The 23,694-nt window shown below is 69.4% G+C and carries 29 protein-coding genes, 2 pseudogenes and 1 other annotated feature; of the genes and pseudogenes, 10 read left to right on the top strand and 21 right to left on the bottom strand.

What is annotated here, in order from left to right; genetic code table 11:
- Positions 1 to 89: 89 nt before the first annotated feature.
- The 7 genes and pseudogenes from WJ438_RS23980 to WJ438_RS23950 all read right to left on the bottom strand — a co-directional run bounded on the left by WJ438_RS23980 (position 90) and on the right by WJ438_RS23950 (position 4,450).
- On the bottom strand, positions 90 to 923 hold the full coding sequence (locus WJ438_RS23980; RefSeq protein WP_406727062.1) for a ribonuclease BN: 834 nt from the start codon (positions 921 to 923) through the stop codon (positions 90 to 92).
- Positions 924 to 1,420: 497 nt separating this feature from the next.
- A complete protein-coding gene (locus WJ438_RS23975) occupies positions 1,421 to 1,591 on the bottom strand; it encodes a hypothetical protein (protein WP_406727061.1) in 171 nt (56 codons plus the stop codon).
- A 429-nt stretch (positions 1,592 to 2,020) separates the two neighbouring features.
- Complete coding sequence (gene amaP, locus WJ438_RS23970) at positions 2,021 to 2,614, bottom strand: alkaline shock response membrane anchor protein AmaP (protein ID WP_406727060.1); 594 nt, start codon at positions 2,612 to 2,614, stop codon at positions 2,021 to 2,023.
- Positions 2,615 to 2,624: 10 nt separating this feature from the next.
- A pseudogene (locus WJ438_RS23965) lies at positions 2,625 to 3,313 on the bottom strand (DUF6286 domain-containing protein).
- Entirely contained in the window at positions 3,310 to 3,756 is a 447-nt protein-coding gene (locus tag WJ438_RS23960; RefSeq protein WP_406727059.1) for an Asp23/Gls24 family envelope stress response protein, read from the bottom strand. Before WJ438_RS23960 ends, WJ438_RS23965 begins: the two are co-directional and overlap by 4 nt.
- Before the next feature lie 11 nt (positions 3,757 to 3,767).
- On the bottom strand, positions 3,768 to 3,980 hold the full coding sequence (locus WJ438_RS23955; protein ID WP_202281740.1) for a hypothetical protein: 213 nt from the start codon (positions 3,978 to 3,980) through the stop codon (positions 3,768 to 3,770).
- Positions 3,981 to 4,018: 38 nt separating this feature from the next.
- A complete protein-coding gene (locus WJ438_RS23950) occupies positions 4,019 to 4,450 on the bottom strand; it encodes an Asp23/Gls24 family envelope stress response protein (RefSeq protein ID WP_406729792.1) in 432 nt (143 codons plus the stop codon).
- Between the two features lie 214 nt (positions 4,451 to 4,664).
- On the opposite strand from WJ438_RS23950, the gene WJ438_RS23945 reads away from it, so the two are divergent.
- The 4 genes from WJ438_RS23945 (at position 4,665) to WJ438_RS23930 (ending at position 8,782) form a co-directional block, all read left to right on the top strand.
- Positions 4,665 to 5,432 (top strand): hypothetical protein, encoded by a 768-nt coding sequence (locus WJ438_RS23945; RefSeq protein WP_406727058.1) that lies wholly within the window; start codon positions 4,665 to 4,667, stop codon positions 5,430 to 5,432.
- 293 nt (positions 5,433 to 5,725) lie between these two features.
- Entirely contained in the window at positions 5,726 to 6,700 is a 975-nt protein-coding gene (locus WJ438_RS23940; RefSeq protein ID WP_406727057.1) for an STAS domain-containing protein, read from the top strand.
- 231 nt (positions 6,701 to 6,931) lie between these two features.
- Complete coding sequence (locus tag WJ438_RS23935) at positions 6,932 to 7,444, top strand: DUF5994 family protein (protein WP_406727056.1); 513 nt, start codon at positions 6,932 to 6,934, stop codon at positions 7,442 to 7,444.
- Between the two features lie 135 nt (positions 7,445 to 7,579).
- Positions 7,580 to 8,782, top strand: a complete 1,203-nt coding sequence (locus WJ438_RS23930) for a PP2C family protein-serine/threonine phosphatase (protein WP_406727055.1) — start codon at positions 7,580 to 7,582, stop codon at positions 8,780 to 8,782.
- Between the two features lie 45 nt (positions 8,783 to 8,827).
- Here the strand turns inward: WJ438_RS23930 and WJ438_RS23925 are convergent.
- From WJ438_RS23925 to WJ438_RS23870, 12 genes and pseudogenes are all read right to left on the bottom strand, one after another.
- Positions 8,828 to 9,310, bottom strand: a pseudogene (locus WJ438_RS23925) (DUF5994 family protein).
- A gap of 362 nt (positions 9,311 to 9,672) precedes the next feature.
- The gene (locus WJ438_RS23920; RefSeq protein WP_406727054.1) at positions 9,673 to 10,824 is read right to left on the bottom strand and encodes a tyrosine-type recombinase/integrase; all 1,152 of its coding nucleotides are present in this window, start codon (positions 10,822 to 10,824) and stop codon (positions 9,673 to 9,675) included.
- On the bottom strand, positions 10,824 to 11,006 hold the full coding sequence (locus WJ438_RS23915; protein ID WP_406727053.1) for a helix-turn-helix domain-containing protein: 183 nt from the start codon (positions 11,004 to 11,006) through the stop codon (positions 10,824 to 10,826). Before WJ438_RS23915 ends, WJ438_RS23920 begins: the two co-directional genes overlap by 1 nt.
- A complete protein-coding gene (locus tag WJ438_RS23910) occupies positions 10,999 to 12,294 on the bottom strand; it encodes a replication initiator (RefSeq protein ID WP_406727052.1) in 1,296 nt (431 codons plus the stop codon). Before WJ438_RS23910 ends, WJ438_RS23915 begins: the two co-directional genes overlap by 8 nt.
- 153 nt (positions 12,295 to 12,447) lie before the next feature.
- Complete coding sequence (locus tag WJ438_RS23905; RefSeq protein ID WP_406727051.1) at positions 12,448 to 12,693, bottom strand: SpdD protein; 246 nt, start codon at positions 12,691 to 12,693, stop codon at positions 12,448 to 12,450.
- Between the two features lie 25 nt (positions 12,694 to 12,718).
- On the bottom strand, positions 12,719 to 12,913 hold the full coding sequence (locus tag WJ438_RS23900) for a hypothetical protein (RefSeq protein WP_406727050.1): 195 nt from the start codon (positions 12,911 to 12,913) through the stop codon (positions 12,719 to 12,721).
- A gap of 15 nt (positions 12,914 to 12,928) precedes the next feature.
- Positions 12,929 to 13,120: a mobile element transfer protein gene (locus WJ438_RS23895; protein WP_406727049.1), complete on the bottom strand. Its 192-nt coding sequence runs from the start codon at positions 13,118 to 13,120 to the stop codon at positions 12,929 to 12,931.
- A gap of 2 nt (positions 13,121 to 13,122) precedes the next feature.
- On the bottom strand, positions 13,123 to 13,305 hold the full coding sequence (locus tag WJ438_RS23890; protein WP_406727048.1) for a hypothetical protein: 183 nt from the start codon (positions 13,303 to 13,305) through the stop codon (positions 13,123 to 13,125).
- Positions 13,306 to 13,321: 16 nt separating this feature from the next.
- Complete coding sequence (locus WJ438_RS23885; RefSeq protein ID WP_406727047.1) at positions 13,322 to 13,975, bottom strand: DUF2637 domain-containing protein; 654 nt, start codon at positions 13,973 to 13,975, stop codon at positions 13,322 to 13,324.
- An 88-nt stretch (positions 13,976 to 14,063) separates the two neighbouring features.
- Positions 14,064 to 15,440 carry an FtsK/SpoIIIE domain-containing protein gene (locus tag WJ438_RS23880; protein WP_406727046.1) on the bottom strand — a complete coding sequence of 459 codons (1,377 nt, stop codon included), beginning with the start codon at positions 15,438 to 15,440 and terminating at the stop codon, positions 14,064 to 14,066.
- Positions 15,440 to 15,796: a hypothetical protein gene (locus tag WJ438_RS23875; protein WP_406727045.1), complete on the bottom strand. Its 357-nt coding sequence runs from the start codon at positions 15,794 to 15,796 to the stop codon at positions 15,440 to 15,442. The genes WJ438_RS23880 and WJ438_RS23875 overlap by 1 nt, the downstream gene beginning before the upstream one ends.
- Before the next feature lie 156 nt (positions 15,797 to 15,952).
- Positions 15,953 to 16,738 carry a GntR family transcriptional regulator gene (locus WJ438_RS23870; protein ID WP_406727044.1) on the bottom strand — a complete coding sequence of 262 codons (786 nt, stop codon included), beginning with the start codon at positions 16,736 to 16,738 and terminating at the stop codon, positions 15,953 to 15,955.
- A gap of 107 nt (positions 16,739 to 16,845) precedes the next feature.
- Here WJ438_RS23870 and WJ438_RS23865 point away from each other — a divergent pair, with 107 nt between their 5' ends.
- Together WJ438_RS23865 and WJ438_RS23860 are read left to right on the top strand one after the other, a co-directional pair.
- Positions 16,846 to 17,253 (top strand): NUDIX hydrolase, encoded by a 408-nt coding sequence (locus tag WJ438_RS23865; protein ID WP_406729791.1) that lies wholly within the window; start codon positions 16,846 to 16,848, stop codon positions 17,251 to 17,253.
- Between the two features lie 46 nt (positions 17,254 to 17,299).
- A complete protein-coding gene (locus WJ438_RS23860; protein WP_406727043.1) occupies positions 17,300 to 17,731 on the top strand; it encodes an ATP-binding protein in 432 nt (143 codons plus the stop codon).
- Positions 17,732 to 17,998: 267 nt separating this feature from the next.
- Here the strand turns inward: WJ438_RS23860 and WJ438_RS23855 are convergent.
- Positions 17,999 to 19,233 (bottom strand): IS3 family transposase gene (locus WJ438_RS23855; RefSeq protein ID WP_406727042.1). Its coding sequence is split into 2 segments (ribosomal slippage): positions 17,999 to 18,954 and positions 18,954 to 19,233, totalling 1,236 coding nucleotides; the frame shifts between segments, so codons are not numbered across the junction.
- Positions 18,827 to 18,958, bottom strand: a sequence feature (AL1L pseudoknot). (Overlaps the previous gene by 132 nt.)
- 155 nt (positions 19,234 to 19,388) lie before the next feature.
- Here WJ438_RS23855 and WJ438_RS23850 point away from each other — a divergent pair.
- Both WJ438_RS23850 and WJ438_RS23845 read left to right on the top strand, forming a co-directional pair.
- Positions 19,389 to 19,766, top strand: a complete 378-nt coding sequence (locus WJ438_RS23850; protein WP_406727041.1) for a hypothetical protein — start codon at positions 19,389 to 19,391, stop codon at positions 19,764 to 19,766.
- 418 nt (positions 19,767 to 20,184) lie between these two features.
- The gene (locus tag WJ438_RS23845) at positions 20,185 to 20,517 is read left to right on the top strand and encodes a hypothetical protein (RefSeq protein ID WP_406727040.1); all 333 of its coding nucleotides are present in this window, start codon (positions 20,185 to 20,187) and stop codon (positions 20,515 to 20,517) included.
- Positions 20,518 to 20,820: 303 nt separating this feature from the next.
- Here the strand turns inward: WJ438_RS23845 and WJ438_RS23840 are convergent, their stop codons facing one another.
- Positions 20,821 to 21,330 carry a hypothetical protein gene (locus WJ438_RS23840; RefSeq protein WP_406727039.1) on the bottom strand — a complete coding sequence of 170 codons (510 nt, stop codon included), beginning with the start codon at positions 21,328 to 21,330 and terminating at the stop codon, positions 20,821 to 20,823.
- A gap of 637 nt (positions 21,331 to 21,967) precedes the next feature.
- Between WJ438_RS23840 and WJ438_RS23835 the strand changes: the two genes are divergently transcribed.
- Together WJ438_RS23835 and WJ438_RS23830 are read left to right on the top strand one after the other, a co-directional pair.
- Positions 21,968 to 22,300: a hypothetical protein gene (locus tag WJ438_RS23835; RefSeq protein ID WP_406727038.1), complete on the top strand. Its 333-nt coding sequence runs from the start codon at positions 21,968 to 21,970 to the stop codon at positions 22,298 to 22,300.
- 168 nt (positions 22,301 to 22,468) lie between these two features.
- Complete coding sequence (locus tag WJ438_RS23830) at positions 22,469 to 23,053, top strand: hypothetical protein (RefSeq protein ID WP_406727037.1); 585 nt, start codon at positions 22,469 to 22,471, stop codon at positions 23,051 to 23,053.
- Positions 23,054 to 23,694: the final 641 nt, after the last annotated feature.

Genomic DNA, 23,694 nt, shown 5'->3' with positions numbered 1-23,694 from the left:
GGCACGACCAGCGCCATCCGTTTGCGCACCTCCCGCGCGCGTTGATGCGGTGCGACGCCCAGGCGAACCGACCAGCGGCGGGGCCGCTCTCACCTGCGTCGTTTCAGTGCGTGTGCCATGCGTGGGAGTTCCTCGTACAGCAATCGGCCGACCAGCGCACCGCCGAAGACGACGACTCCCACACCGACCAACCAGGACTGAATGACCAGGACGGTTCCGACGAAGCCGTAAGTGACGGCGTTGGATGCGATCAACGGCGAGAAGACGAGCCTGGAGAAGATCCTCAGGCCGAGCAGCCCGATCACGGTGGCCACGGCGCCGGGCAACAGGGCACGCCAGCGGATCCTCCCGCCGAGCAGCAGGCGTTGGGACCACCACAGGAACAGGACAGCGCTCAGCGATGCGACGGCCCCGCCTGCCAGAGGTTCGCGCCGCAGCGTGGTGGTGGCGGAGAGGAAGAGGTATCCGGTGAGGACGCCGAGCCACACCACATGCCGCCATCCGGCCCACCAGCGGGCCGGCGGCAGGTCCCAGACCCTCTCATAGCCGGTCTGCACCGCCGCCCCGAAGCTCAGGCCGAACGCTGCAAGGGCGGCGATACCGAACGCGGTCGTGGTCCGCAGGGCCTGGCCGGGCCGAGTGAACAACTGCTCGACCTGCCGCCTGGAGGCCGTCGACACGCCAAGCCCTTCCCCCAGCCACTGCGCGAAACCTCGCCCATGCTCGGGATCGGCAGAAGCGACAATGATCAGCAACGGCACCAGCGTGAGCAACCCCAGCGCCGCGAAGCCCAGCGAACGCGACCCCAGCTCGATATCTCTGCTCCGCCGCCAGCCACGCCCGGTTGGCGAGCGGCTGATCACACGGCGCAGCCGCCCGAACCAAGACGAACGGTCCGCGGCACCGGAAGGCTTCATCGGCATGTCTGTCGACTACCACGGTCGATACCGTCACCGCGCGAGGGCGCGACACAGAGGTTCCCCCCAGCCTGGCCCGGAAGAACAAAGGACCACCGAGGTTCAGCAGGCTGCGACTGCCTGCAGGGGCGGCTCGCACCGGCTCGGATCAACGGTCAGGAGTCAAAACCATGATCCATTCAGCCGATGGCCGCGAGTCGGGCAACCGTAACGTCGTCGACCCGAAGGGCCACAAAATCGGCGTGCTCGAAGCGACCTGCTCTGCCCCGGCGAACCAACCCGGCCCTCCAGGCCGCGCCCGCAGCAGACGGGCGGCGACCGCCACCCCGGCGGGCCGCGAAGCCCGGAGTGCCGCCAGACAACTCCTCCCCCAAGAGCCGACGACGGAAGTCCCGCCGGGAGCCATTGGGGAGCCAAGCTCGGAAAGCCGCTCCCGACTGGCTCCCGCGCTCCCTGTGCCGCACGCTCCGGCGGCACTTGGGTCCGCCCCGTGACCGGGCTGTTCAGCGGGCCGGATGCCGGGCGGAGCGCCACACGGAGCGGGCCGCCAGGTAGAGCAGATCGGCGATAAGGAGTAGTACGCCAGCAGACAACATATAGAGCATGCCATCGACGGCCGCGCCGATGACGACCAGAACGATTCCGGCGATGAGCAGGGTCAGGAAGAAGACCATGACGGGATGCCTCCAGGAAAGGAACCGCGCGGGATCTGCGTGGCCGCTCGAGTACGCGAGACACGCTGTGACAGTGCTCGGCGTCGCGTCGGCCGAGGAGTGGTACGCGCCGGCCCGGCGCACAGGCCGCTACCAGTAGTGGCGACAACCAGGCTGATCCCGATAGTCCGCAGGATGGAGATGCCGACGACGAGAAGGATGACTCCGAGGCGGTCATGAGGGCTTCCGATGTGAGCCGGGTTCCCCTCATGCCAGAGTAGGCCGGACCGGCCCTGTCGCGTGGCCGGTGTCTTCGAGCTCGCCGACAGCGAAGCGAGTGCGCCAGGCGACGCGCGGCTCGTCCGATCCTCTGCATGCCAAAACGCTAGGGTTCCAGGAATCCGGGACGCCTCGCAGCCGGCACCCCCATGGGGCTTCGGCCCAGGGATCCTAGAGGGCGCGTTGGGCGCGGTGGCGGGCTTCCCGGAGTCGGACCTTCGACGGGAAGCGGTCCAGGCCGGCCGAGTCCCGCGCGCGTGCGAGTGTTTCCCGGCTCAGTCGCCCCAGAGTCCGCGCTGGGTCCGCGTGGGGCTCCAGCAACAGCCGCACGCGTGCGGTGGGAGCAGTACGTCGGCCCGTCAGCCGGACATGTGCCCGCGAGACCCCGTCCAGGGCCTGCGCCTCTTCCTCGATCACGTCCTCCAGCGTGCGGCCGTTGAGTCGGGTCGCCGCGCCGTCTTCGCTGTCGACGAGGACTTGGCCCAGGCGGTGTCTGCGCTGTGCGAGGAGCCACCACAGCAGCAGGGCCAGCAGCACGGCGAGCACCGCGATGACGGTCGGCCACCACCAGCCTTCCTCCCGCCACCGGGTGCGTCCCTCGGTGCCCAGCACCACATCGTCCGGCCCGCGAAAGGGCCACCAGCCCGGCATCCCGAAACCCCAGCGGCGCTGCAGCTCCAGTGCGCCCAGCAGCACGCCGCCGCCCAGGGCGAACAGCCCGAGGCCGAGAAGCCCCAGCAGCACCCGGTTCACCGTCTTGAGCATCGGGATCACCTCAGCCCTTCTTCGGGCGCCGGACGTGCACGGTCAGCTTGGGTTGCCGGGCGAGACCCAGGGCCCTCACGGCTTCCCCCAGCGTGGCGTCCAGGTCCGCGCGGACCTCCTCGAGATCGCGGAAATGCGCCCGTGCCCGGGCTTTGACCTTCCGGCGGCCGACAGCGACCCGTGCCGACCGGACACCGGGCACCCGCACGGCCCGGTCGCGCAGAACCAGGGCGGCTGCGCGGCGGTCGAGCCCGGCGCGGACCTCCCCTGCCCCGGGGGACCGAGGGGCTGCCGCATGGGCAGCAGCCTGCGCAGTCCCGGCGTCACCGCCAGCAGGAAAAGCCACAGGCCGAGGGCCATCGCCAGTGCGGCCCCGACGATCATCCAGATGTCGTCCAGGGGCCGTGTGGCCAGTTCCTCGGCGAGCCGCCGCCGCCAGTGCATCGCAGACCGTCCTGCCCGCACCGAGACCACGTCGTACAGGAGCAGTCCAACGGCCGCGGCGGACAGCAGGGCCACCAAGGCCGCAGGAATCCGCCGCGCTGACCAGAAACGGCGTGCCGACCGGTCGGATGCGTCGATCGCCGCCGTCGCGCCCGTGCCCGCCCCCGGGGCGCCATCGGCGGACGGAGCCGCCTGTCCGGAATCGGAGGGAAGGTCGCTGTCGCCGGGCGGCTGCCGCCAGGTGTCCGTGCTCATCTCACCCTTTCCTGGTCCGTGTGCCGGGCATGCACCGAGTGCAGCCTCTCGACCGATACCGCGAGGTCGGACACCTCCATGCCGGCCCATGTCCTGAGCCGTTCGGTAACCTCCCGGCGGACTGCGGCGCACTGCGCCGCGATGTCGGCCGGATAGCCGAGCTCGACGGTGATGCGCAGCCGTGCCTCGCCGAGCAGCGCCTGCCGTCCGGCGGCGGACTCGGCGTCTCGTCCTGCGGTATTCCGCTCCGGTGCCCGCCGCACGGATGTGGTCACGCGTGGCGTCCGGCGGTCGGGTGGCACGTGGCCGGCCGACTCGGTGAACCGGCTCAGCGCCTCGCGCGCCACCTGGGAAGCTAACGTCGCAACGACCCGGTCGGCGACGGTGATCGCACCGCGCTCCCCGCGGGGGATGCCCTGGCGCCGATCGGCTTCTCCGGTCACTGCCGCCAGTCTCACCGAGCCCGTCGCCGGTCATCGCGGATCCGCTCCTGCCGGTCTCGGCGGCGGACGAAGTCGCCCGGTTCGAGATCACCTTCCATGAGCCGCCCGGCCACGAGACCGACGAAGCCCAGCACCAGCACCAGCAGGAAAGCCCAGAAATCACCGAAATACGCGGCGAAACCCAGCGCCATTCCGGCCATCAAGCCCACCACGGCCCTGCTCATCACGCGCTCCTTCACTCACGCGGGCTGCTCCGCCCCGGCTACTGGATCCGCTGCCGCCCTTCCCCCTCGTCCTCCTCGTCGGGCAGCTTCACGTCGCTGACCGCGATGTTGACTTCCACGACTTCCCGACCCGCCATCCGCTCCACTGCGGAGATCACGTTCTCCCGCACCGCACCGGCCACGTCCGTGATCGAGACGCCGTAGTCGACGACGATCTCCAGATCGATGGCCGCCTGCAGCTCGCCGACCTCGACATTGACCCCGCGCGTGACGGACTTGCCACTCCCGGCACCGGGCATCCGCTCCCGCATGGCTCCCATCGAGCGGGCGAATCCGCCGCCCAGGGCATAGACGCCGGGCACGTCCCGTGCCGCCATTCCGGCGATCTTCTCCACCACCACATCGGCGATGGTCGTCCGGCCGCGAGAACCGGGCGCACCGATGCGCTTGGCGCCGGTGTCATCAGTCATCGAGGTCATCAGGGCAGTTCTCCTCAAGAAGCCCACCTGTCACCTTTTGTTCAGATTATATTCATTTTAGTAAGTTTCGCCCGAGACGCGGAGTGTGAGACGGAGTGGTCCAACGAGTGGCCCGAGCGTCCCTGCCCGGAGCCCTCGCGGACACTCCGGGCGCAGTGCGGCAGGAAGAGAACCGCGGCCATGGAAGAGGGAGGGTGAGAGGCCAGTGAAGACCGAGGCATGGACGCAGGCAGTACGGCACCAGCTCGACCTGGGCCGGCTGCTCCCGCTCGGCGGACCCGGCGACGGGACATGGATCACCGAGCAAGCGGCCGTCCGGGCCCTCGGGCGCGCTGCCGCTGAGATTCCCGGTGTCTGGCTGGAGTCTCTGCGCATCGGGCCGGCACCGCTCGAGCCCGTGTCCGAGCCGGTCGTCCGCCCGCCAGCCAGCGCGCTACCGCCTGGCCCGCTCAGGATCGAAGCCGCCTTCACAGCACCCCTCGGGCAGCCGCTGCCTCACACCGCCGACCAGTTGAGGAGCGCACTGCTCAACGCGGCCGCCGAACGGCTCGGCCTGGCCACCGTGACAGCTGACCTGCGCGTCATGGATCTCCGTAAGGGCCCGGAGACAGGCGTGAAGTCGCCGACCGGGGCAAGGGCCACGAGGCCGGCGCCGGAAACTGCAGCCGCGCGAAGCTCGCTCCCGGTGACCGGAACAGGATCCATGCGGAAGCCCGTCGGGGAGCTCGCGGACGTCGCGACGGGTGTTCCTGGCGTCGCCCGCCTCACCGCCGTGCTGGGAAGCCGCCCGGTCAAGGTGGAGGACCATGACGAGCCATCCGGCCGACACATCGAGGTCCAACTCGCGGTCGCCCCCGGACACCATCCACTGGAAGTCGCCCGCGCCGTCCGGGCCGCCGTAGCCGGCGCGGCTGCCGGGGACGCCCCGGGCCCGGTCACCGCCGCCGTGCTCATCACAGAAACCGCGGCCTAGCCAGCCAGGCGCCAACGGCCGCTGGTGTCCGTCAAAGCGGAACAAGCTCACTCCCGGGACTCGTCACAGTCTGCGCCGGTTGCGGGCGACGTACTGTTGAGATACCGAGGGCATCACGCACTCCGGCCACCACGCCGGGTCGTCCTCGGCGAGGAACGAACCCCAGGGCCGTCCCAGTGGCCGGCGCGGAGACGGGTCGGCATCATGTCCGCTGCGGTCGAAGCAACACCGCCCATGCTCTCAACAGCTGCGGCAGCACCGCGTACCCGCCCCGGACCCGGCCGAGCGGAGGCATGATGGCCCTTTCGCAGCTGGACATCCATCGGCGGAACCGAGGGGAGCAGACGCTCGTCACGCTCGCCGGTGACATCGGACCGGCAACCACGCCCCTGCTGCGGACCGCATTGGAGCAGTGTCTGCTGGACGGCGTCACCGTGATCGACATCGACCTGACCACGGTCGGCTCCTGCGACGCCAGGGGCTTGGACGTCCTCCTGTCGGCGTCACGGCGCGCCGGCCGGGTACACGCCCGCCTGCAGCTGCACCACCCGTGTGTACAGATCACCCGGCTCCTCGCTGCCACCGGATCCGCTTCGCTGCTCCTTGAGGCCCCCGTGAGTCCCGTGTCGCCCGCCGCGCCCGGCGATCTCATGAGTACCGCGACGCGGGCGCTCGAAGACCCCGCTCGCCGGTCGGATCCGGTCCTCCAGGACGGGATCCGCCTTCGTCGGCTGACCCGCTGGCAGGCCGAGGGGATGCGCGAGGACATTGCGGACCTGGCCGCGGCGTCCGTCGCGGGTACCCCCGGCGAGGCGTACCACGACCGCGGAGACTTCCTGCGCCGCTTGGCGGTCAATGCCCACCGCCCCGGCTTCGCACTGTTGGTCGCTGAAACAACCATACTGGTCGGTTGCACCTTCGGCTTTCCGGTGGGCCCGGACGACTCCGGCCGCCGGGCGTTCGACGGAACGCTCCAGGAGAGCGTCCAACGGCTCACCTCGCGCGCACGGTTCGCCGTCCTCACCCAGGTCGTGGCCCATCCGCACGCTCAGCACCGCGACATCGCCCGCCGCCTGCAACAGCGTCTGCTCACCGACCTGCACTCCTTCCTCGGAGTCGCCCTGCTGCATCCCTCCGACCGGGCGGGACAGGCCGCCTTCTCGTCCTGGGGCTGGCAGAACATGGGAGAGGTCGTCGGGCTGCCCGGCCCTGTCGCCCCCTGCGTGTTGATCCTGCCGGTCGAAGGGCCGTCCCCGGCACGCTGGTGATCCGGCAGCGGGGAGATGAACCGGCGGTCGTACAGATCGGGGCGGTCACTCCGCCCGTCGTCGGCCGTACGGACATGTCTCCGTGCGGTGACCGCAGTGCCGTGCCGTCCGGCGCAACCGGGAGTAGCCTGGTACATACCGAGAGATTTCGGGTGCACGACCACGGTGGCGCCATTCCCGGCGAGTGACGGACACGGGCAGCCGGAAAACCGCCCGGGACGGGATCACACGATGAACGCCATCACCAAGCCCGCCGAAGGTACGCCCCCAGGTGACGGACACACCTACCGGATGCCCCTGCCTCGGCTGCGCCTTGCGCCGGACGTCAGCCACGGTCCGCTGGACGGAGCGTGGTGGCCGCGCTGCGACGCACTGGAACTGGAGCTGCCCTCGCTGGTCGCTTCACTGGATCTGAGCGTCGGCACCGTCACCCGCGTCACCGTGGGGACCGCCGCCTGGCCCGATGCCCCGCAGAAGGTGATGGCACCCGGCCATGTAATCGAGGTGGCCCTGACTGACCTCGCCGCCGAGGCGCATGCCATTACTGTGGACTGCGGCACCGTAGGGCGGTGGAAACTGCTGGTAATCCCACCGGACGAACCGGCCGGAGCGGCTGCCGGGCTGCTGATCGCTGTCGCCGACTCCGGGAACTCGCTGTCGGCTCCGCACCTGCTGACACTCGTCGAGAGCGGCCTCGACGGACAGGCCACGTGGGAGTCGGAAGGAGGACCCGGACTCAGGTGAGAGGCACGATGCGGTCGGGCTCCGTGACCGGCCGACCCGAGCGCCGACGCCCCGTCGACGGAGCGATGCCACCGGCGGACCCTTTGTCGGCCCAGCCCGCCACCCCGATCTGCACGGATCACGGCAGGTGAGGGGATGACGGCTGGGCGCCGCAACCAGTACACGGACCGCTCCGAGAGCTTCGGGGAATCTCTGCTGGGGGAGATCCTCGATCGCGCGCGCAAACTGCCACCCCACCTCATCGGGCCCTTGGTCTCCGACGTGGTGGAGCGGCTCGGGGGTCGCCGTCCGCAGGTGCTGCTGCAGGACTACGGCCAGCTGCTGCTCGTACCCCTGCCCGGCGAGGGCCTCACGGGCGGGGAACCGCAGGTGATCGACAACTCCGCGGCAGGCCGCTGCTTTCTCGACGCTCACCCCGTCGAACTGCCCGAGGACGAGGGGGTGCGGATCCACCTGCCGCTGTTGGACGGCGGCGACCAGGTCGGAGTCATGTCGGTGACGTTGGACAGCGTCGACGACCACGACCGCCGCATGCTGCACAGGGTCGCCGGCCTGGTGGCCGACCTGCTGGTGACCAAGCACGGCTACTCCGACCTGTTCTTCGGTGTCCGACGCGGTGAACCGATGAGCGTCGCCGCGGAGATCCAGTGGTCCCTGCTGCCACCGCTGGCGATGATCATGCCTCGGGTCGCCGTGGCCGGGATCCTGGAACCCGCCTACGACGTGGTGGGCGACAGCTTCGACTACGCCCTCAACGAAGACGTCCTCCACGTGGCCATGATCGACGCGATGGGACACGGCCTGGACGCCGCCACCATGGCCACCGTGGCCATCGGCGCTTACCGTCACGCCCGCCGCGCCGGCACCGGTCTGCCGGAGATCTACGGCTTCATGGACCGCGCCGTGGCGGACCAGTTCGGCCCCGAGCACTTCGTCACCGCGCAGATGATGCAGCTGGACACCACGACGGGGCATCTTCAGTGGGTCAACGCCGGGCACCCGTCACCAATACTCGTCCGTGATCACCGCGTCGCGTTCCGACTGACCGGTCCGACGACCCTCCCTGTCGGCTTCGGCGGTCCGGAGCCGCAGATGAGCGAGATGAAGCTGGTGCCGGGGGACCGCCTGCTCTGCTTCACCGACGGATTGATCGAGGAACACGCGATGGGCGAAGATCAGTTCGGGGAGGAGCATCTGATCGACTGGGTGAACCAGTTGGAGAGAACCGGCCGCGGGATCCGGGCGGTGGCGCGCTCCCTGTCCCACACGCTCAAGAGGGCACGGGGCGGACACACGACGGACGACGCGACGCTGCTCCTGGTGGAATGGCACGGCTGACCTCACCGGTGTCGTCCGGCCCGCCCGCCGGCCACGGCTCGCTCGTCAGTCTGGCGGCACCTGCACGCTCCCTGTGTCGATGAGGATCTGTTCCGCCTGGGTGACGTTGTCGGCCCGGACGGCCTGAGCCATCGCGGCGCGGGCGGCCTCGGGTGCCGTGTCCGGCGGCACCACCAGCAGCGAGAAGAGGTCCTGGTCGCCCCGGGTGATCAGGACGGTGTCATCGCCCACCGGGAACGAGTCGATGCGGACCACCGGTCGTCGACGACGATCCGCGTCAAGAGCCCTTGCCAGGCCGCGTTGTCCAGCCCGACGCGCGTGACGGGGCCGAGATGACCGGTGAGTACCCTCAGCAACGGGGGCAGCTCGGCAGCGATGTCGCGCGTCCGCGGCCACCAGGCACCGTCGAAGACGTCTTCGCGCGACTCCGTGGTTCTCCAGCCGGAGCAGCGCACACCCCGGCCGTACGGCCTCGTGAACGCCACTGGGCAGATGCCGGGAAACCGGAGGTGGATCGGTTCCGGTCATGAGGATCACCCGTCTTCGGGAACCGATGCGATGACAGGACGCGCCTCGCCCTCCCCACGCCACTCCTCGTGCCACGGGCACAGGTGTTCTCCGGAAGCACCCTGCCCCGGTCGGCCCTAACCAGAACGGATTCGGCACACATGAGGACGGGAAGCACCGTGAACACGCGAGGACTACAGAGGGCTGTTTTCCCAGCTCAAACGTGCTACGCCTGATGTTTCCCCAGGTCAGCAGTCCGCCCAGGGAAAACTCCTAAAGCGGGTGTCGCAGGTTCGAATCCTGCCGGGGGCACCAGGCAAAAGGCCCCGGATCGATCTTGGTCCGGGGCCTTTGACATCCAGGTTTGACATCAACGAGGGCGGTCACTGACGACCGGGACGCCTCCGCAGCAGCCGATCCATGTGGCTCATGGCCTCGCGCTGGGTGTCCTGCACGACGTGCGTGTACACGTCCATGGTGATGCTGATCTGCGAGTGGCCCAGGATCTCCATCACGACACGGGGCGCGACCCCGGCCGCCGTAAGGAGAGTCGCGGTGCCGTGGCGAGCATCGTGCAGGCGGATCACGCGGAGGCCGGCGGACTGGGCGACGCGTGTGAAGGAGCGGTAGACGTTCCGCGGCTCGACCGGGCGACCGGTCCGGGTGGTGAAGACGTAGGCGGACTCCTGCCAGGTCTCCCCCGCTTTCGCCCGAGCCGCCGCCTGCCGCATGCGGTGCCAGCGCAGGGGTGCGATGCAGAGCGCGGGCAGCGGGACGGCACGGCGACGACGGCTCTTGGGGTCGTCGTCGTACAGGACACCACGGCGGCGCTGCGTCTGCTGACGGACGTACAGCACGCGGCCGTCGAGGTCGACGTCCGACCAGCGCAGGCCGACGATCTCTCCCCGGCGCAGGCCCATGGCGATGGCCAGCACGAAGGCCGCATAGAGCGGGTCCTTGCGCGAGGCCGCCAGGAAGTCGAGCGTCTCGTCCAGGGTCCAGGGCTTCAACTCTCGGTTGTCGGTGCGAGGAGGCTCGACGAGCTTGGCGACGTTACGCGTGATCATTTCCTCGCGGCAGGCGGAGGACAGCGCCGACCGCAGCACACGGTGTGCCTCCTTGGCCGTCGCCGCGGTGGTCTTCTCCTCCAGGCGGACGAGGAAGCGGCGCACGTCGGCGACGCCCAGCGATTCGAGCCGCTTCGCGCCGAGGAGCGGCACCAGGTAGAGCCGGACGTGCGCTTCGTACTTGTCGTACGTGCTGAGCTTCCGCCGAGGCTTGATGACGTTGTCCAGCCAGTACGGCAGCCACTCGGCGAGCCTGGCCGACCGGGTCGGCACGGGCACGCCCTGGTCGACCTTGTCGAGCAGTTCCCGGCGCTTGGCGTCGCACTCGGCCCAGGTCTTGCCGTAGGCGAACTTGCGGGCACGAGTGCCGTCCGGCTGGAGGACGTAGACCGCGCACTGAAAGCGGCCGTCCTTGCGCTTGGTGATGGTGCCGGCGCCGTTGGGGTTCCGCTTACGCTGCTGGGCCATCAGGCCGCCGCCTCCAGTTCGATGGTGATGTACTCACGGACGGCCCGCGCCGGGATGCGGCGGCACCGGCCGATGGTGATCGAGGGCAGGCGACGGGACCGGATCAGGTCGTAGACCGTGGAACGGCCGAGCTTCAACCGCGCCATCACGTCGGGCACCGTCAGCAGTTCGTCGTCATGCACGGGTGGGCTCTCCTTCCGTTCCGGGAGCGGGTTCGAGGGTTTCGGCGAGCCAGGCTTCGGCGTCGGTGAGGCCGGTTCCGGCGTAGACCCAGTGCGCGAGGACGAGGGTCGTGTCCGGGCCGGTCTCGGTCGCTGCCAGGGCCTGTGCGCGGCGCCAGTCGGCGCGGGCGTCGCGGAGGGCGCCGAGGGTGGTGGAGTAGCGGCGGGACTTGGTGGAGAAGTGGCCGCGGAAGCCGAGCATGTGGGCCCAGGCCCGCAGGCGGAGGTGTTCGAGATCCTTGCGGGCGCCGAGGGTCCAGGCGGTGCGGATGAGCCGGCGGGCATGGTCGCTGATGTCGAGCTGGGCAAGTTCGGCGAGGAACTTCAGCGGCCGGTCCAGAGCTCCCGTGGCGGTCTCGGCGCCCTTGGTGGCGTACTTGGCGATGTAGGCGGCGACGGCCCGCTCGGTCAGCTCCTGGCCGCCATCGAAGTCGGCCGAACGGATGGTGCGGACGTCGAGCTGACGGCCGAAGGCAAAGGCATGAGCGCGGCCGTCGATAACCGGGCCGTCCACACGTGCGGCGGCAGCGGCGGCCCGGATGGCGTCGGTCAGCAGCTCGGCGGTGGCCCAGGCGGGAGGCGGAGTGTCGCCGCCCTCGGGGCCGTCGATGCGGATGACGGCGTGGAAGTGGACGGCCCCGCGCTTCTGGTACTCGGCGACCTTGGCGAAGGACACTCGGGCGTACTTGCGGAAGGCTCGCTGTGTGAGTCCGGCGCGCTTGGCGACCTCCCGGCGCAGGTAGATGGAGAAGCGCCGCCACAGCGGACCGACGTGCGCGTTCCACAGCACAGCCGCTTCGTAGTCGTAGGTGTCCGGGTCGAGCGGGGTCCCGAGGGCGGGGTCGTCCTGGTCGTGGACCGCGCCGCAGCGGCAGCGGCGGACCGAACCGGCCGGGCCGGTGGGGCGGTTGTGGACCGGGCCGAAGCTCGGGGCGGTGAAGGTGGCGAAGACGCGCGGGTGTGCGGCGACGCGTTCGGGGACGCCCTTGCCGCCGCGCAGTCCGGAGGTGATCAGGTGGAAGGTGTCGCGGCGGTACACCTCGGCGCAGGCCGCGCAGCGGGTCGTGCGGCGGTTGTTGCAGCGGACCAGGAGGTGACCGGCCGGGAGGTTGGAGGAGTCGAGGTGGTGGAGGACGTTGCCGATCTCGCCGGTGCGGGTGTTGAGGTCGTACTCGGTGCGGTGGCCGTCGAGGCGGATCGGGTGCGTGCAGCCGCCGAGGCCGGAGAGCTGGCGCAGGAGTGCGGGCATGGTGCCGAGGGCGGCCAGTTCGCCGAGTTCGTGGAGCGGGGGCGGAGTGGCGCGGGTGATGATGGCTTTCTCCTTCTAGTTCGGCTGGAGGGAGACGGCCCCCGGGGCAGCGGATGCTTGGCGGTATCGAGGCCGCCCCGGGGGTCCGGTAGGTCAGCGGCGGTGCTGGTCGCGCAGCAGCGAGCGCAGGACCACGGCGGCGACGGCCACGGAGACGGCCGTGACGGCGACGGCGGCCAGGAGCGCGGTCAGCACGACGCCGCCGACGAGGACGGCCGCGACCGCTCCGGTGCTGACGGAGATCTGAGGGGCCGGCCGACGCGCGGGCACCTGGTCGGCCACGGTGTGGGTGTGCGCGGACGGGGGCGTCGGGCTGTCGGGGTACTTGGGCAGGAACACGGCGAAGCTCTCCTTACCTACTCGTCTAGTCATGTGAGCCGCTGACGATGTCCACGCCGGAGCGCGTGCCGGACTCGATGGCCGGGGCCATGAAGGTGTCCGAGAGCCAGAAGCCGAAGAGGGCGATCAGGACGACGATCCACGTGCGGACGCCGAAGAACTTGACCGCTCCCCAGGCGAAGAAGCCGAGGAGGACGACGAGCGGCAGACTGACGGTCACGGTTTGCGGGTCCTTTCAGCGGACGGGGCAGCGGTGGGTATGGGCCGCCAGCTCGGCGGCAGCGCGACTGTCGTAGTCGGCGGAGAAGCCGCAGCGCGGGGCCGTGCAGGCGGCGGTGTGCTTCTCCCGGCCGCGACCGTCGTAGGCCGTGCCGACCTGGACGGGGCCGATGCGGGTGACGGAGCGGAAGCGCTTCGGTGCGGGCATGGTCAGTCCTCCTGCCGCTCGCTGGGGCCAGGGAACTCGCGCAGGATCCGGGCGGCTTCCCCGGGGTCCGATGTGCGGTCGGCGGCTTCTTCGGCGAGGAGTCGAGCGAGCACCGACCGGCCGCTTACGGCCATCTCGCGGGCCGCTTCCAGGTAGTCGGCGGCCGTGTTGAAGCAGAGAGGCATGGTCCCCCTTTGTTGGTCAGGTGAGTTGGGCGGCGATGGCGTCGGCCATGGCCGGCGGGACGCCGAGGCGGGCGCGCAGGGTCGGGGTGTCGATGGCCGTTCCGGTGCGGGCGTGATGCTCGGCAGCGACTTTGCGGGCGTGCTCGACCAGGGCGGCCGGGACAGTGACCGGCGGAGGTGGAGCCGGTGCCGGGTCGGCTGCCGGTGGTGCCGGGGGTTCCGGTGCGGGATCGGGCGCGTCCTCCTGGTCCTCGATGCCTTCGGGCTCTTCTCGGTCCACGGCGTCACCGGTTCTGTCGCGCGTCGTCGGCGCCGAGTGGGCGAGGAGGGTTCCGCCGAGGAAGGCGACCGCGGGCCAGCCCGCGACGAGGATGCGGAGCCAGGCCTGCACGTCGTCCAAGTCGAGCAGTCCGGCGGTGGCGACGTTCGCGCCCAGGGACGCGGCGAGTGCGATCACGAACCAGCACCACCCGGCCGCTTTCGCGTCACCGGACCGCAGTCGGCGCCAGGCGGCGACGAGCAGCAAGTCGACCGAGACGGGATAGGCCCACGCCTTCCACCCGTCCTGTCCGGCCGCCAAGGCGACGTCGTGCAGGTGGGCGAAGGACAGCGCGGCGGCGATGACCGCTTGGACGAGCACCGCGTCGACACGGGCCAGGTGGGCGCGCATGCTGCGGCTCCTTCCGGGTTCGGGCATGGGAGGGGTAGGGACATGGCGTGAGGCGATCACGCCGACCGTGGAGAAGTAAGGCAGCGGCTCAGTCGGTCACCGGTCGGGGCCGCATGACCGGGTTCGGTGTCTCGACGGGCCGTACGGGCACGTCGGGTCGGAAGGGCTTGAGCGCGGGCAGGTCGGGGACCAGGTGGGCCGACTCGCGGCAGGTCTTGGCGGCGTCGCCGAGGGAGAGGTACGGCGTGCGGATGCGGGACCAGCCGCCGGAGGTGTCACCGGCCACGGCGAGGCCGGGCCGTTCGGGGGCGATGTCGCAGGCGGCGGAGACCGCCTCGGGGGCGATGTCGCCGAGTGCCATCTTGGCGGAGGCTTCGTCGTTGACGCGGTGGCAGACGCGGCCGGTCAACTGGGCCCGCAGCATGGTCGCGCCCTTGCCCAGCTCGGCACCGAAGCGCTGCCCGCAGACCTCCAGGTAGATGCCGGCGGCCCGGCCGAGCTGGGAGAGCCGGATGAGCTGGGTGACCATCTCGTCCCGGCGTTCCTCGTCCTTCTTCGTGGCGACGAGGAAGAGTTCGGCCACCTCGTCGACGAACAGCACGACGGGCACCGGGCGTTCGTGCTCGGGCAGGCCCCAGATGTCGGAGGTGATCTCCTCGCCCGGCGTGCTCAGCGTGATGCCCTGCCGCGACTTGATCAGGTCGTATCGGTCCTCCATCTCCTTGATGAGCACGGGCAGCAGTTCGGCGGCCTGCTCCGGTTCGGTGGCGAGCGCCGACAGGCGCGGGGCGAAGGGCGCCAGTTCCACGCCCCGCTTGCAGTCGATGCCGACGAGGGCGACGGGTTGGCGGGCGAGTCCGGCGACGAGGTGACGCAGGTACATGGACTTGCCGGACAGCGTGGCGCCGAGGGTGAGTTGGTGCGGCACGGTGCGGTAGTCGCGTATGAAGGGAGTGGCGTCCTCGCGCAGCGCGACCGGCACCCGGAGAAGCCCAGAGCGGAGCTTGCGCGGCATACGCACCCGCCGCAGCACGTCGAAGCCGACGAGCCGCAGGTCGACCACGCCTGGCTTGATCGTGGTCACGTAGACGGCGTGGACTCCCCAGGCGTGCCGCAGCCGTTCGGCGGAGGCGGCCACGTCGGCGGGTTCCTGTCCCGGGGCGAGCCGCAGGCGGACCCGCAGCCCCGTTGTCGTCGGCCGGATGATCCCCCGACGCGGCGGTACGGGCCTAACCTCACGGCGGGTGGTGGCCTTGACCGCCAGGACCCGCAGCCGGGAGGGGGCCACGGTCAGCCCGCACGCCTCCATGACGGAGCCGTAGGAGCTGAGCAGCCGGACCGTGGACACCGGTAAGCCGACCGTGGACCAGTAGACGCCGGGGTGTCGCGCCCAGGCGTAGGCGGCCCCACCGCCGAGCGCGGCGACGGGACCACCCACCTCCAGAAGCGTTGCCAGGTCGGTCATCAGGCCGACGCCCCCACAGCGGCCGGGAAGGCGGCCGGAGTGACGGCGGCAGCCCGGAAGGCGATGCCGTGCCGCTGCTGGCCGTTGAACACGCTCTCCCACGGCCGAGCGATCAGACCCGGCAGGGAGACCGGGGCACCGAGGGCGAGCCCATCCGACACCCCGCTCTCCGGAACGGTCACCTTGATCAGGGACGACTCCCCCTCCTCGATGTACACGACGCCGAGCGTCATCAGCGCCTCACCGCTGACGGCGTCCTTCGCGATCTCGCCCGTCTGCCGGTCGCGGACCTTGGGCTCGGGCGCCTCGGTCAGCAGAATCGTCGCGGCCGAGGTCTCCACACGGATGGTGCGCAAGATTTCTTTCCATCTACTCGTCTAGACAAGATGCAGCCTTCGAACCCGACGACGCCGGGAACGAGGACCACCTTGCCACACAACTTGCCCACTCGTCTAGACGAGTATGCCTGTTGAGATGTACGAGTCCGAAGAAGTGGCCTCGCGCACCGCCGATCAGGTCGCCGGAAGCTGGTAGGAGAGGACGTACGCGTCCGCCGCCATGACCGTGTCGCAGACCTCCACGGCCCGCCCCGCGGTGTCGAAGGCGGTACGGATCAGGTGGATCACCGGCACACCGGAGGCCAGTTGCAGCGTCTTCACCTCGGACGGCGAGGGCATCCGGGCCCGGATCTCCTCCTCGAAGTGGTCGAGCCGGTGGCCCAGTTCCTCGAGACGGGCGTAGATGCCGCCGGGGCCCGGGTTGGGTTCGGCGATCTGCGTACCGCGGGCGATGTCGAGCGGAAGGTACGAGGTGGCGAACTCGACCGGCCGACCGTCGAGCAGGTAGCGGCGACGCCGGGCGAGCACGCGCCGCACGGAACCGAGCCGCGTAGAGATGTCCTGGCTGGCCTTCTCCTCCTTCACCTCCAGGCTGTCGACCTGCGGGTGACTGCCGGCGGCGTCGGCCTCCACGATGAACGCGGACTTGCCCTGTTCGCGGTGGCGCCGGGCGAACCGGTCGGAGGCGAGGCGACGCACCGGAGGCCGGGGCCGGACGAAGACACCCTTGCCGTGCTCGGCGTGCACCAGGCCCTCGCCCTGGAGGATCGAGAAGGAGTTCCGGACCGTCATCCGGGAAACTCCGTAGTGCTCGACCAGTTCCGCCTCGGAGGGCAGCTTCTCGCCCTCCTTGAATCGCCCACGGTCGATGGCCTCGCGCAGCTGGTCGGCGATCTGCCGGAAGACCGCACGATCACTGGTCGGATCGAGGCCGCCGAGAATGCTCGGTAGAGACGTCACGCGTACTCCTTTAGGTATCTAGACGAGTGGGCGAGTGTTGTTGCTACGGTGGAGAGCCTAGTCAGCCGAGAGGGCCGAGGAACGTGAGCACAGAACGCCCGCACTCCGTGAGCGTCGCCGGGGTCATCGTCGATGACCAAGGCCGGGCCCTCCTGATCAAGCGCCGCGACAACGGCCACTGGGAACCCCCGGGCGGAGTCCTCGAACGCGAGGAAACCATCCCCGAAGCCCTCCAGCGCGAAGTTCTCGAGGAAACCGGCATCAAGGTCGCGCTTCCCGCAACCCTGACCGGCGTCTACAAGAACATGACGGGCCTGATCGTCTCCCTCGTCTTCCGCTGCCAGGCGGCCGACGGCACACCCACCACCGGGGACGAGACCCGCGCACTGTGCTGGGCCACCCGCGAAGAAGTCATCGAACTCACCGACGAGGCGTACTCAATCCGCGTCCTGGACGCACTCGACGCGGCGACCCCGCCGGCCATCCGCGCCCACGACGGCGTGAAACTCGTCTAGCCCGAACCCGCTACACATGGCGGCCTACCAGCGCGAAGGAACTTGTATGCACGAGTATACGAGTAGGGCCCGGGTCTGGGGACTGTCTTGCCCAGGATTTCCGGAAGAGGTCAGCAGAGCACGCCGCTGGACCCGCGACATCCTGCGTGGCTCGCCGTTCGCGGAGGACGCCGAGTTGATCGTCAGCGAGCTGAGTGCGAACGCGATCCTCCACACGGCCAGCGGCCAGGCATCCGGCAGCTTCCATCTGGCCCTCGCGGTCTCCTCGCAGGTGGTCGCCCTGTCGGTCACGGACGAGGGAGGAACCAGCACGGCCCCGAAGGTCGGGAACCAGGAGGACCAGGCCGAGCACGGCCGGGGCCTGGGCATGGTCAGCTCGATCGCTCACCGGGTCGTCATCCACGACAGCCACGGCGGCCGCACGGTCACCGCGGAACTCTTCGCCGAGGCCGGCCCAGCAGGAGGACACCCGTGCTGACGTCCGCTCCCCCCGAAGCGCTGAACGCAAGCAGGCGACCGCTTCCCTACCGGTGTCGGGCCGCCGCCTACCCCTTGAACGAGGTCCGTTCCATCCCCATGGGGTCACACGACGCCACGAGCCCGCGCCTGGCTCTGCGCTGGTTACGCAAGCGCACGCGTCACATCACTGACCAGCTCGACGCCGCGTACGCACAGCCCGGCCTGCACTGGTTAACGGACGAGACAGAACACGAACTGTCAAGCCCCGGGTTTGGTGGACGGTGGGTTAGTTGGTTTTCAGGGCGAGTTCTGGGGTGGGTGTTGCCGCGTGGAGGGACTCGTATTCGAAGGGCGGGGTGTGGCCGAGTTCGCCGTGGAGCCTTCGCCGGTTGAACCAGTCGATGTACTCGGCGACGGCGATCTCGACATCGTTGATGCCGCTCCAGGGACCCTTGTTGCGGATCAGTTCGGCCTTGAACAGGCTGTTGAACGCCTCGGCGAGGGCGTTGTCGTACGAGTCGCCGCGTGAGCCGACCGAGGCCACGGCGGCAGCCTCGTCCAGGCGTTCGGTGTAGCGGATGGCGCGGTATTGCACGCCGCGGTCGGAGTGATGGACCAGTCCGGACAGGTCCGCGCCGTCGCGCCGGCGGCGCCACAAGGCCATGTCGAGTGCGTCGAGGGCGAGTTCGGTGTAGAGGCTGGTGGCGACCTGCCAGCCGACCACCATGCGGGAGTACACGTCGATGACGAACGCGGCGTACACCCAGCCGGAGAAGGTACTGATGTAGGTGATGTCCGCGACCCACAACTGGTTCGGTGTCTGCGCGGTGAACTGGCGTTTCACCAGGTCGGCGGGTCTGGCGGTCTCCGGTGCAGGACGGGTCGTGCGCGGGCTCTTGGCCCTGCTGACGCCGCGCAGGCCCGCAGCGCGCATCAACCGCTCAACGGTGCAGCGGGCCACCTTCCGGCCGGCCCTGCGCAGGGCGGCGTGCACCTTGCGTGCGCCGTAGACCCCGTAGTTCGCGGCGTGGATCACGCGTATCTCGTCGGTGAGCTGCGCATCGCGCAGGCTGCGGGCGGAGGGCGGTCGGCTGGTGGCGGCGTAGTAGGTGCTCGGCGCGATCTCGGCGTCCGTACCCGTCAGGACGTCGCAGATCGGCTGGACGCCGAACTCCTGTTTGTGCTGGTCGATGTAGGCGACCTTCAGCGCAGTGGGCGGTCCAGCTCCGCCGCGAAGAAACTCGCCGCGGACTTCAGGATCGCGTTCGCTCGCCTCAGTTCCTTCACCTCGCGTTCCAGCTCCGCGAGCCGGGCCGCGTCCGTGCTCGTCGTGCCGGCCACGATGCCTTCGTCGGTCTCGGCCCGCTTGACCCAGGTCCGCAGGGCCTCGGGGTGCACGTCGAGCTGGTCGGCGATGCGCTTGACCGCACCGGTCCGCGCGGCGGGGTCTTTACGGGCCTCGACCGCCATCCGCGTCGCACGCTCACGGAGTTCGTCGGAGTACTTACGGGGGGCAGCCATGATCGGCATCCTTCCGGGTCTTCGATGTCTCCATCAAACCCGGGGCGCTTCAAACGAGCCCTCGCCTACATGACCGGAGGCACGGGCTACCAACTCACCCTGTACGACGAGAGCACCCGCTACGTCCTCATGGTCCATCCGACGGGAGCGACCTCATGAACGGGCCCACCCGCGGCTACTGGTGCGAATGCTGGACCGAGGACGTCAGCACCACAGAACGGCCGGCACCCCTGGCATCGTTCGACGCGTACTCAGCACCCCAGGCAGACCGTTGGGTTGCCATTGCCCTCCGCACCATCTCACCAGCACTCGACTCCGACGCATCGGACGAAGCCTGGGCATGGCTGCACGAAGAGCGCGCCCAGACCCGAAGGGCTCTCCTGCGCTCCGAGCCGTGCACGGTGACCATCACGCATGCAGACGTCCGCATCACATGGACCATCCGGCCAGTCCTGTTCCTGCCCCTCGCACACTGGAAGAACACTGAACTCCCAGCCTGTGCCCACTGTTTCAAGCCCCGCACCACAGACTGAGTTACAACTTTCTCTACGGGTTCAAGCACCCGTCGTCGCTTCGCTCCTCCGGGCGGGCGCGGGCGGCCGGCGGCGCCCGCGCTCCTGTCTCCGCCCCGCTCGGCACCGCCGGCCGCCCGCTCCCGCCCAAGAGGCAGGCACACAGTGCATGAGGTCAGAACACGTCGTGGCTGGGGCGGTCGGCTCCACGGCTTTAGGCAGCCACTTTGGGGCGAGCCTCTAAGATCATGGCCCCAACGTCGTGCTTTAACGGGCAGGTCCACAGACTGCCCGACGCGCCGGAAGCTTACGGGGCCATGATCACTCGCCCCAAAGCAGCTCCCGCCCAAAGCCGCTCCACCGACCTAGCGCACAGCATCCCCGGGCACGTGATGCAACAGGATTGACAATTTAGTTATCTACAGAGTTAACTCCGCCCATGGACTTCACAGTGCTTGCCAACGCGGTAGAGGTCGATCACGGCATCAAGCGAGTCTCGATGCGGTTCATCAAGAGGTACGCAGACCCCTCCAGGACGCGACTCAGCCCTGAGCTCAATAAGAAGATCACACAAGCCCTGAGCGAACAGGGACTCGTCACGCTTCCGCGTACGCTTCCGACCAACGAAGAGGCGTTCGTCTTCGTGGTCCAGAAGGACAGTGTTCTCGGCGAGGCCCTTGACCTCTGCGCAGCGATCGCTCTGATGACCAAGGTGGGCCTACTCGCCGACCTCGAGGAAGGACATGCGAGGATCATCACAGAGTCCCGGTAGGACCCTACGCCCCCACGACACCGACGTGCCCCCTGCGTGCCCGGCCCAGCAGCCAACGAGGGGGAACAACGGGGAGTCACGACGACCGGTCTCGATCTGCGCAGGTCAGCGTCTTGCCAGCTCAGGACTGATCCGCATACGCGATCTTCCAAACTGGTACTCCAGGCCGCGCGGTGGCGCTTGACGGGGTCATTGAGACTCCGCCGACCGCTCGGTACCGTTCACGGCTTCATCCTGACGCGGACTCGCCGACGTGACGGCCGCTTCGACCGCTCCCTCCCCGTACCATCCAGCCTCTTTCGCTCAGCGAATGTCGAAGGTGGCGATAACGCGGGCTGGGGCGCGGAAGGTGTCGTAGGCGATGGGGGAACGTTCGACCAGGATGTTGACGCCCGGCCCGGGCCCCGTGCGGTAGTAGGACCAGGCAGGTCCCTGGAGAGCCGGCCCGCACAGCCCCTCGGGGAGCTCGCCGTCGTCCTGGCCGAGCCCGTAGGCGTCGCCGTATTTCTTGTCGAACAGGGACTCTCCCTCCGGGACGAGCCCCGCGCGGTGCAGGTAGTCCGGCATCTGGTTGCTCAGGAAGGAGACCTGGGCGTTGCCGTTCTCGGTGACGTAGTGGATGTCCGAAGCGTCGGCGGGGATCGGCACGCCTCCGGCCGAGATCACTTTCGGCAGCATCATATCGCTGCCCTCACAGGCTCGGGCGTCCCCGAACGGATGGAACAACTCGTCCTGGAACAACCAGACGAGGCTTCCCGCCCCGAGGGCGAAGACGGCCACCACAACCGCCAGACACGACAGTCGCCGCCCCATTCCGGAACCTCCGCGGTCCGTGTCGCCCACATCCTCCATCTCGTGGGAAACGGCTCTCCCGCCGGCCTCTTCCGCATCAAACATGACCGCCCCCATCAGACGTGCTCGCACGTGGCCACCGCAGCATAGGGCGACTGGGATACGGCTGCTCAACTGCTCCTGAGTAACGCACAGTCCGCCGAGTGCAGCCGAGCTGAGCGGCGCACCGAGCAGCACTATCCAGGACCGAAGTACAGCAACCGCTGCGACTGCCGCCGACCGTCACCGCCTCTAAACGCCCACGCGACCGGCCGGGCAGACCTCAACAGCCGTCCCGTCCATAGTTCGCATCGAGGGGGCCCAAGGCACGGTCCCGTGGTCGTGCCACTCTCGTGCCAGAACGGACGGGGACTCACGGGGAACCGGGGGCCGCAGGAGTGAGTTCGGCCGAACCTGCCCACGGTACGCAATCCGCAGGTCACGCGCGTGATCGCCCAACCTCGCTCCTAAAGCGGGTGTCGCAGGTTCGAATCCTGCCGGGGGCACAGAGAAACACCAGGTCAGGAGCCCTTCCGTCCAGCGGACGGGAGGGCTCCTGCGCTTGCAGCACACATATGGCACACATGCGCTGCGAGAGATGGGTGGGGAGCTGTGCAAGATGCCCGCGAAGGACGAGCCGGCCCGGCGCCGGTACGAGAAGCTGGTCGACCGCCTCCAGTCGCTGATGCAGGCCGCCCTCAAGCCCGAGTACCAGGGCTATCACGGACAGTTGATCCTGAGCAGCGACGACCTGGCGGAGATGGGCGGCCTCAAGGACGTCCGGCGTGCTGCTCTGGAGGCGGGCCGCCGCCTCGGCTGGAAGCCGGCCACCAGGCTTGTCGGGGACCGGCTCTTCGTCCTCGACGAGCGCGAGGTGCCCGAGGAGATCCAGCAGCTCGCCGAGAACGCGGCGGCCGAGGCGATGGACCGGGCCAGGCGGGAGCATCGGTGAGCCCGGTGATCCTGCCCGAGCCCGCCGCGGTACTGTCCGAGACCGACTGGGGCGCCCTGGAACACGCCTACGGGACGGCAGAGGACACTCCCGCGCAGCTCGTCGCGCTCTTGGCCGACGACCAGCACACGAGATCCCAGGCCCTGGACCACCTGCACCACGTGGTGCATGCACCACCAGAACACCCTCTACGCCGCGACGGTCCCGGCCGCGCTCTACGTAGCCGCCATCCTCCTCGACCCGCGCACCGCCCTGCCCGTCGACAAGAGGCCCCACGACTTCCCCGGTCCGCTGCGCGCCGAGCTACTGGGATGGCTGGACTCAGTGGCCGAGGCCGCCGACGACCAGGCCGAGGCGACGATGCGCCGCTTCGGCTTCCCGCCCGAGGACCATCCCCCGTTCGTCCGGACCCGCGAGATCCGTCCGCTGCTCTTCTCCGCCGTCTCCGCCTGCTTCGACGACCACGACCCGCACGTCCGTGAAGCGGCCCTTGCCGCCTGCATCCCTCTGCTGGATGACCCTCACCTGCGCCACCATCGGACGGCCACGGCCCCGCTGTTGAGGGAGACGCTGGCCGTCAGCGCCCTGTGGCAGTACCAGGAGCGGGCCGTCGAGGCCCTCTCCGCGTGGGGCGAGGACACGACGGGCCTGGAAGTCCGACGGAACCCGTTCACGGTGTGCGACACACCGCTCAACCCGTCGGCGGCCGAATGGCACCTTTCCTCGGAGGACCGGGCCGACCTGCCGTTCTGACCGGCGAGCAAGCCAGCCCTGAGAGCTCGGCACACCTCGTTGGAGCCGTTGACGGGGGTGAGTTCCTCCCTACTGGGTCGAGCCTCACGGAGCAGGGAAGGCCGCCACTCGGCAGGGAGCTCGACTGCCACCGCGACGGCTTGTTCTCGAAGGTGGATGGCCAGGAACTCCATCTCCACGAGCGTGCCGACGAGACCGGATGCGGCCAGTTGGGCGGCGTGTGCGCGTGTCTCGTCCATGGGCAGCTCCTGCGCCTTGCGCAGGGCTTTCAGCACCAGGGCGAGGCTCGGTGCTTCTCCCGTCAGCCGAAGCCGGGCCGGGCCGTACGCCTGCAGCAGGGCCTGTCTGATGTATTCGGGAGTCACGGGGCCGCTGTCCTGCTCCCACCACCCATCGCGGCAGTCCTCGCACCGGCCCTCGCTGCCCCAGCGCAGCCTGCCCCGTTCGATGAACTGGCCGACGTCGCGTGTCAGTACACCGCCGCATTGGTCACAGCGGCCTGCGACCTGTGTTCCTTGCGTGATCATCTCAGCCTCGATCCACCGTGTGGCGGGTGCGCTTTGAAGGGGGAGACAGGAAGAGGTGCCTGCTGACCTGGGATGATGGGAGTTCTGACGCTTCCACCAGGCCCAACCAGCAAG

This window comes from Streptomyces sp. GD-15H, assembly GCF_045291515.1.
Classification (GTDB): domain Bacteria; phylum Actinomycetota; class Actinomycetes; order Streptomycetales; family Streptomycetaceae; genus Streptomyces.
This window is presented reverse-complemented; position numbering and strand designations above follow the sequence as displayed.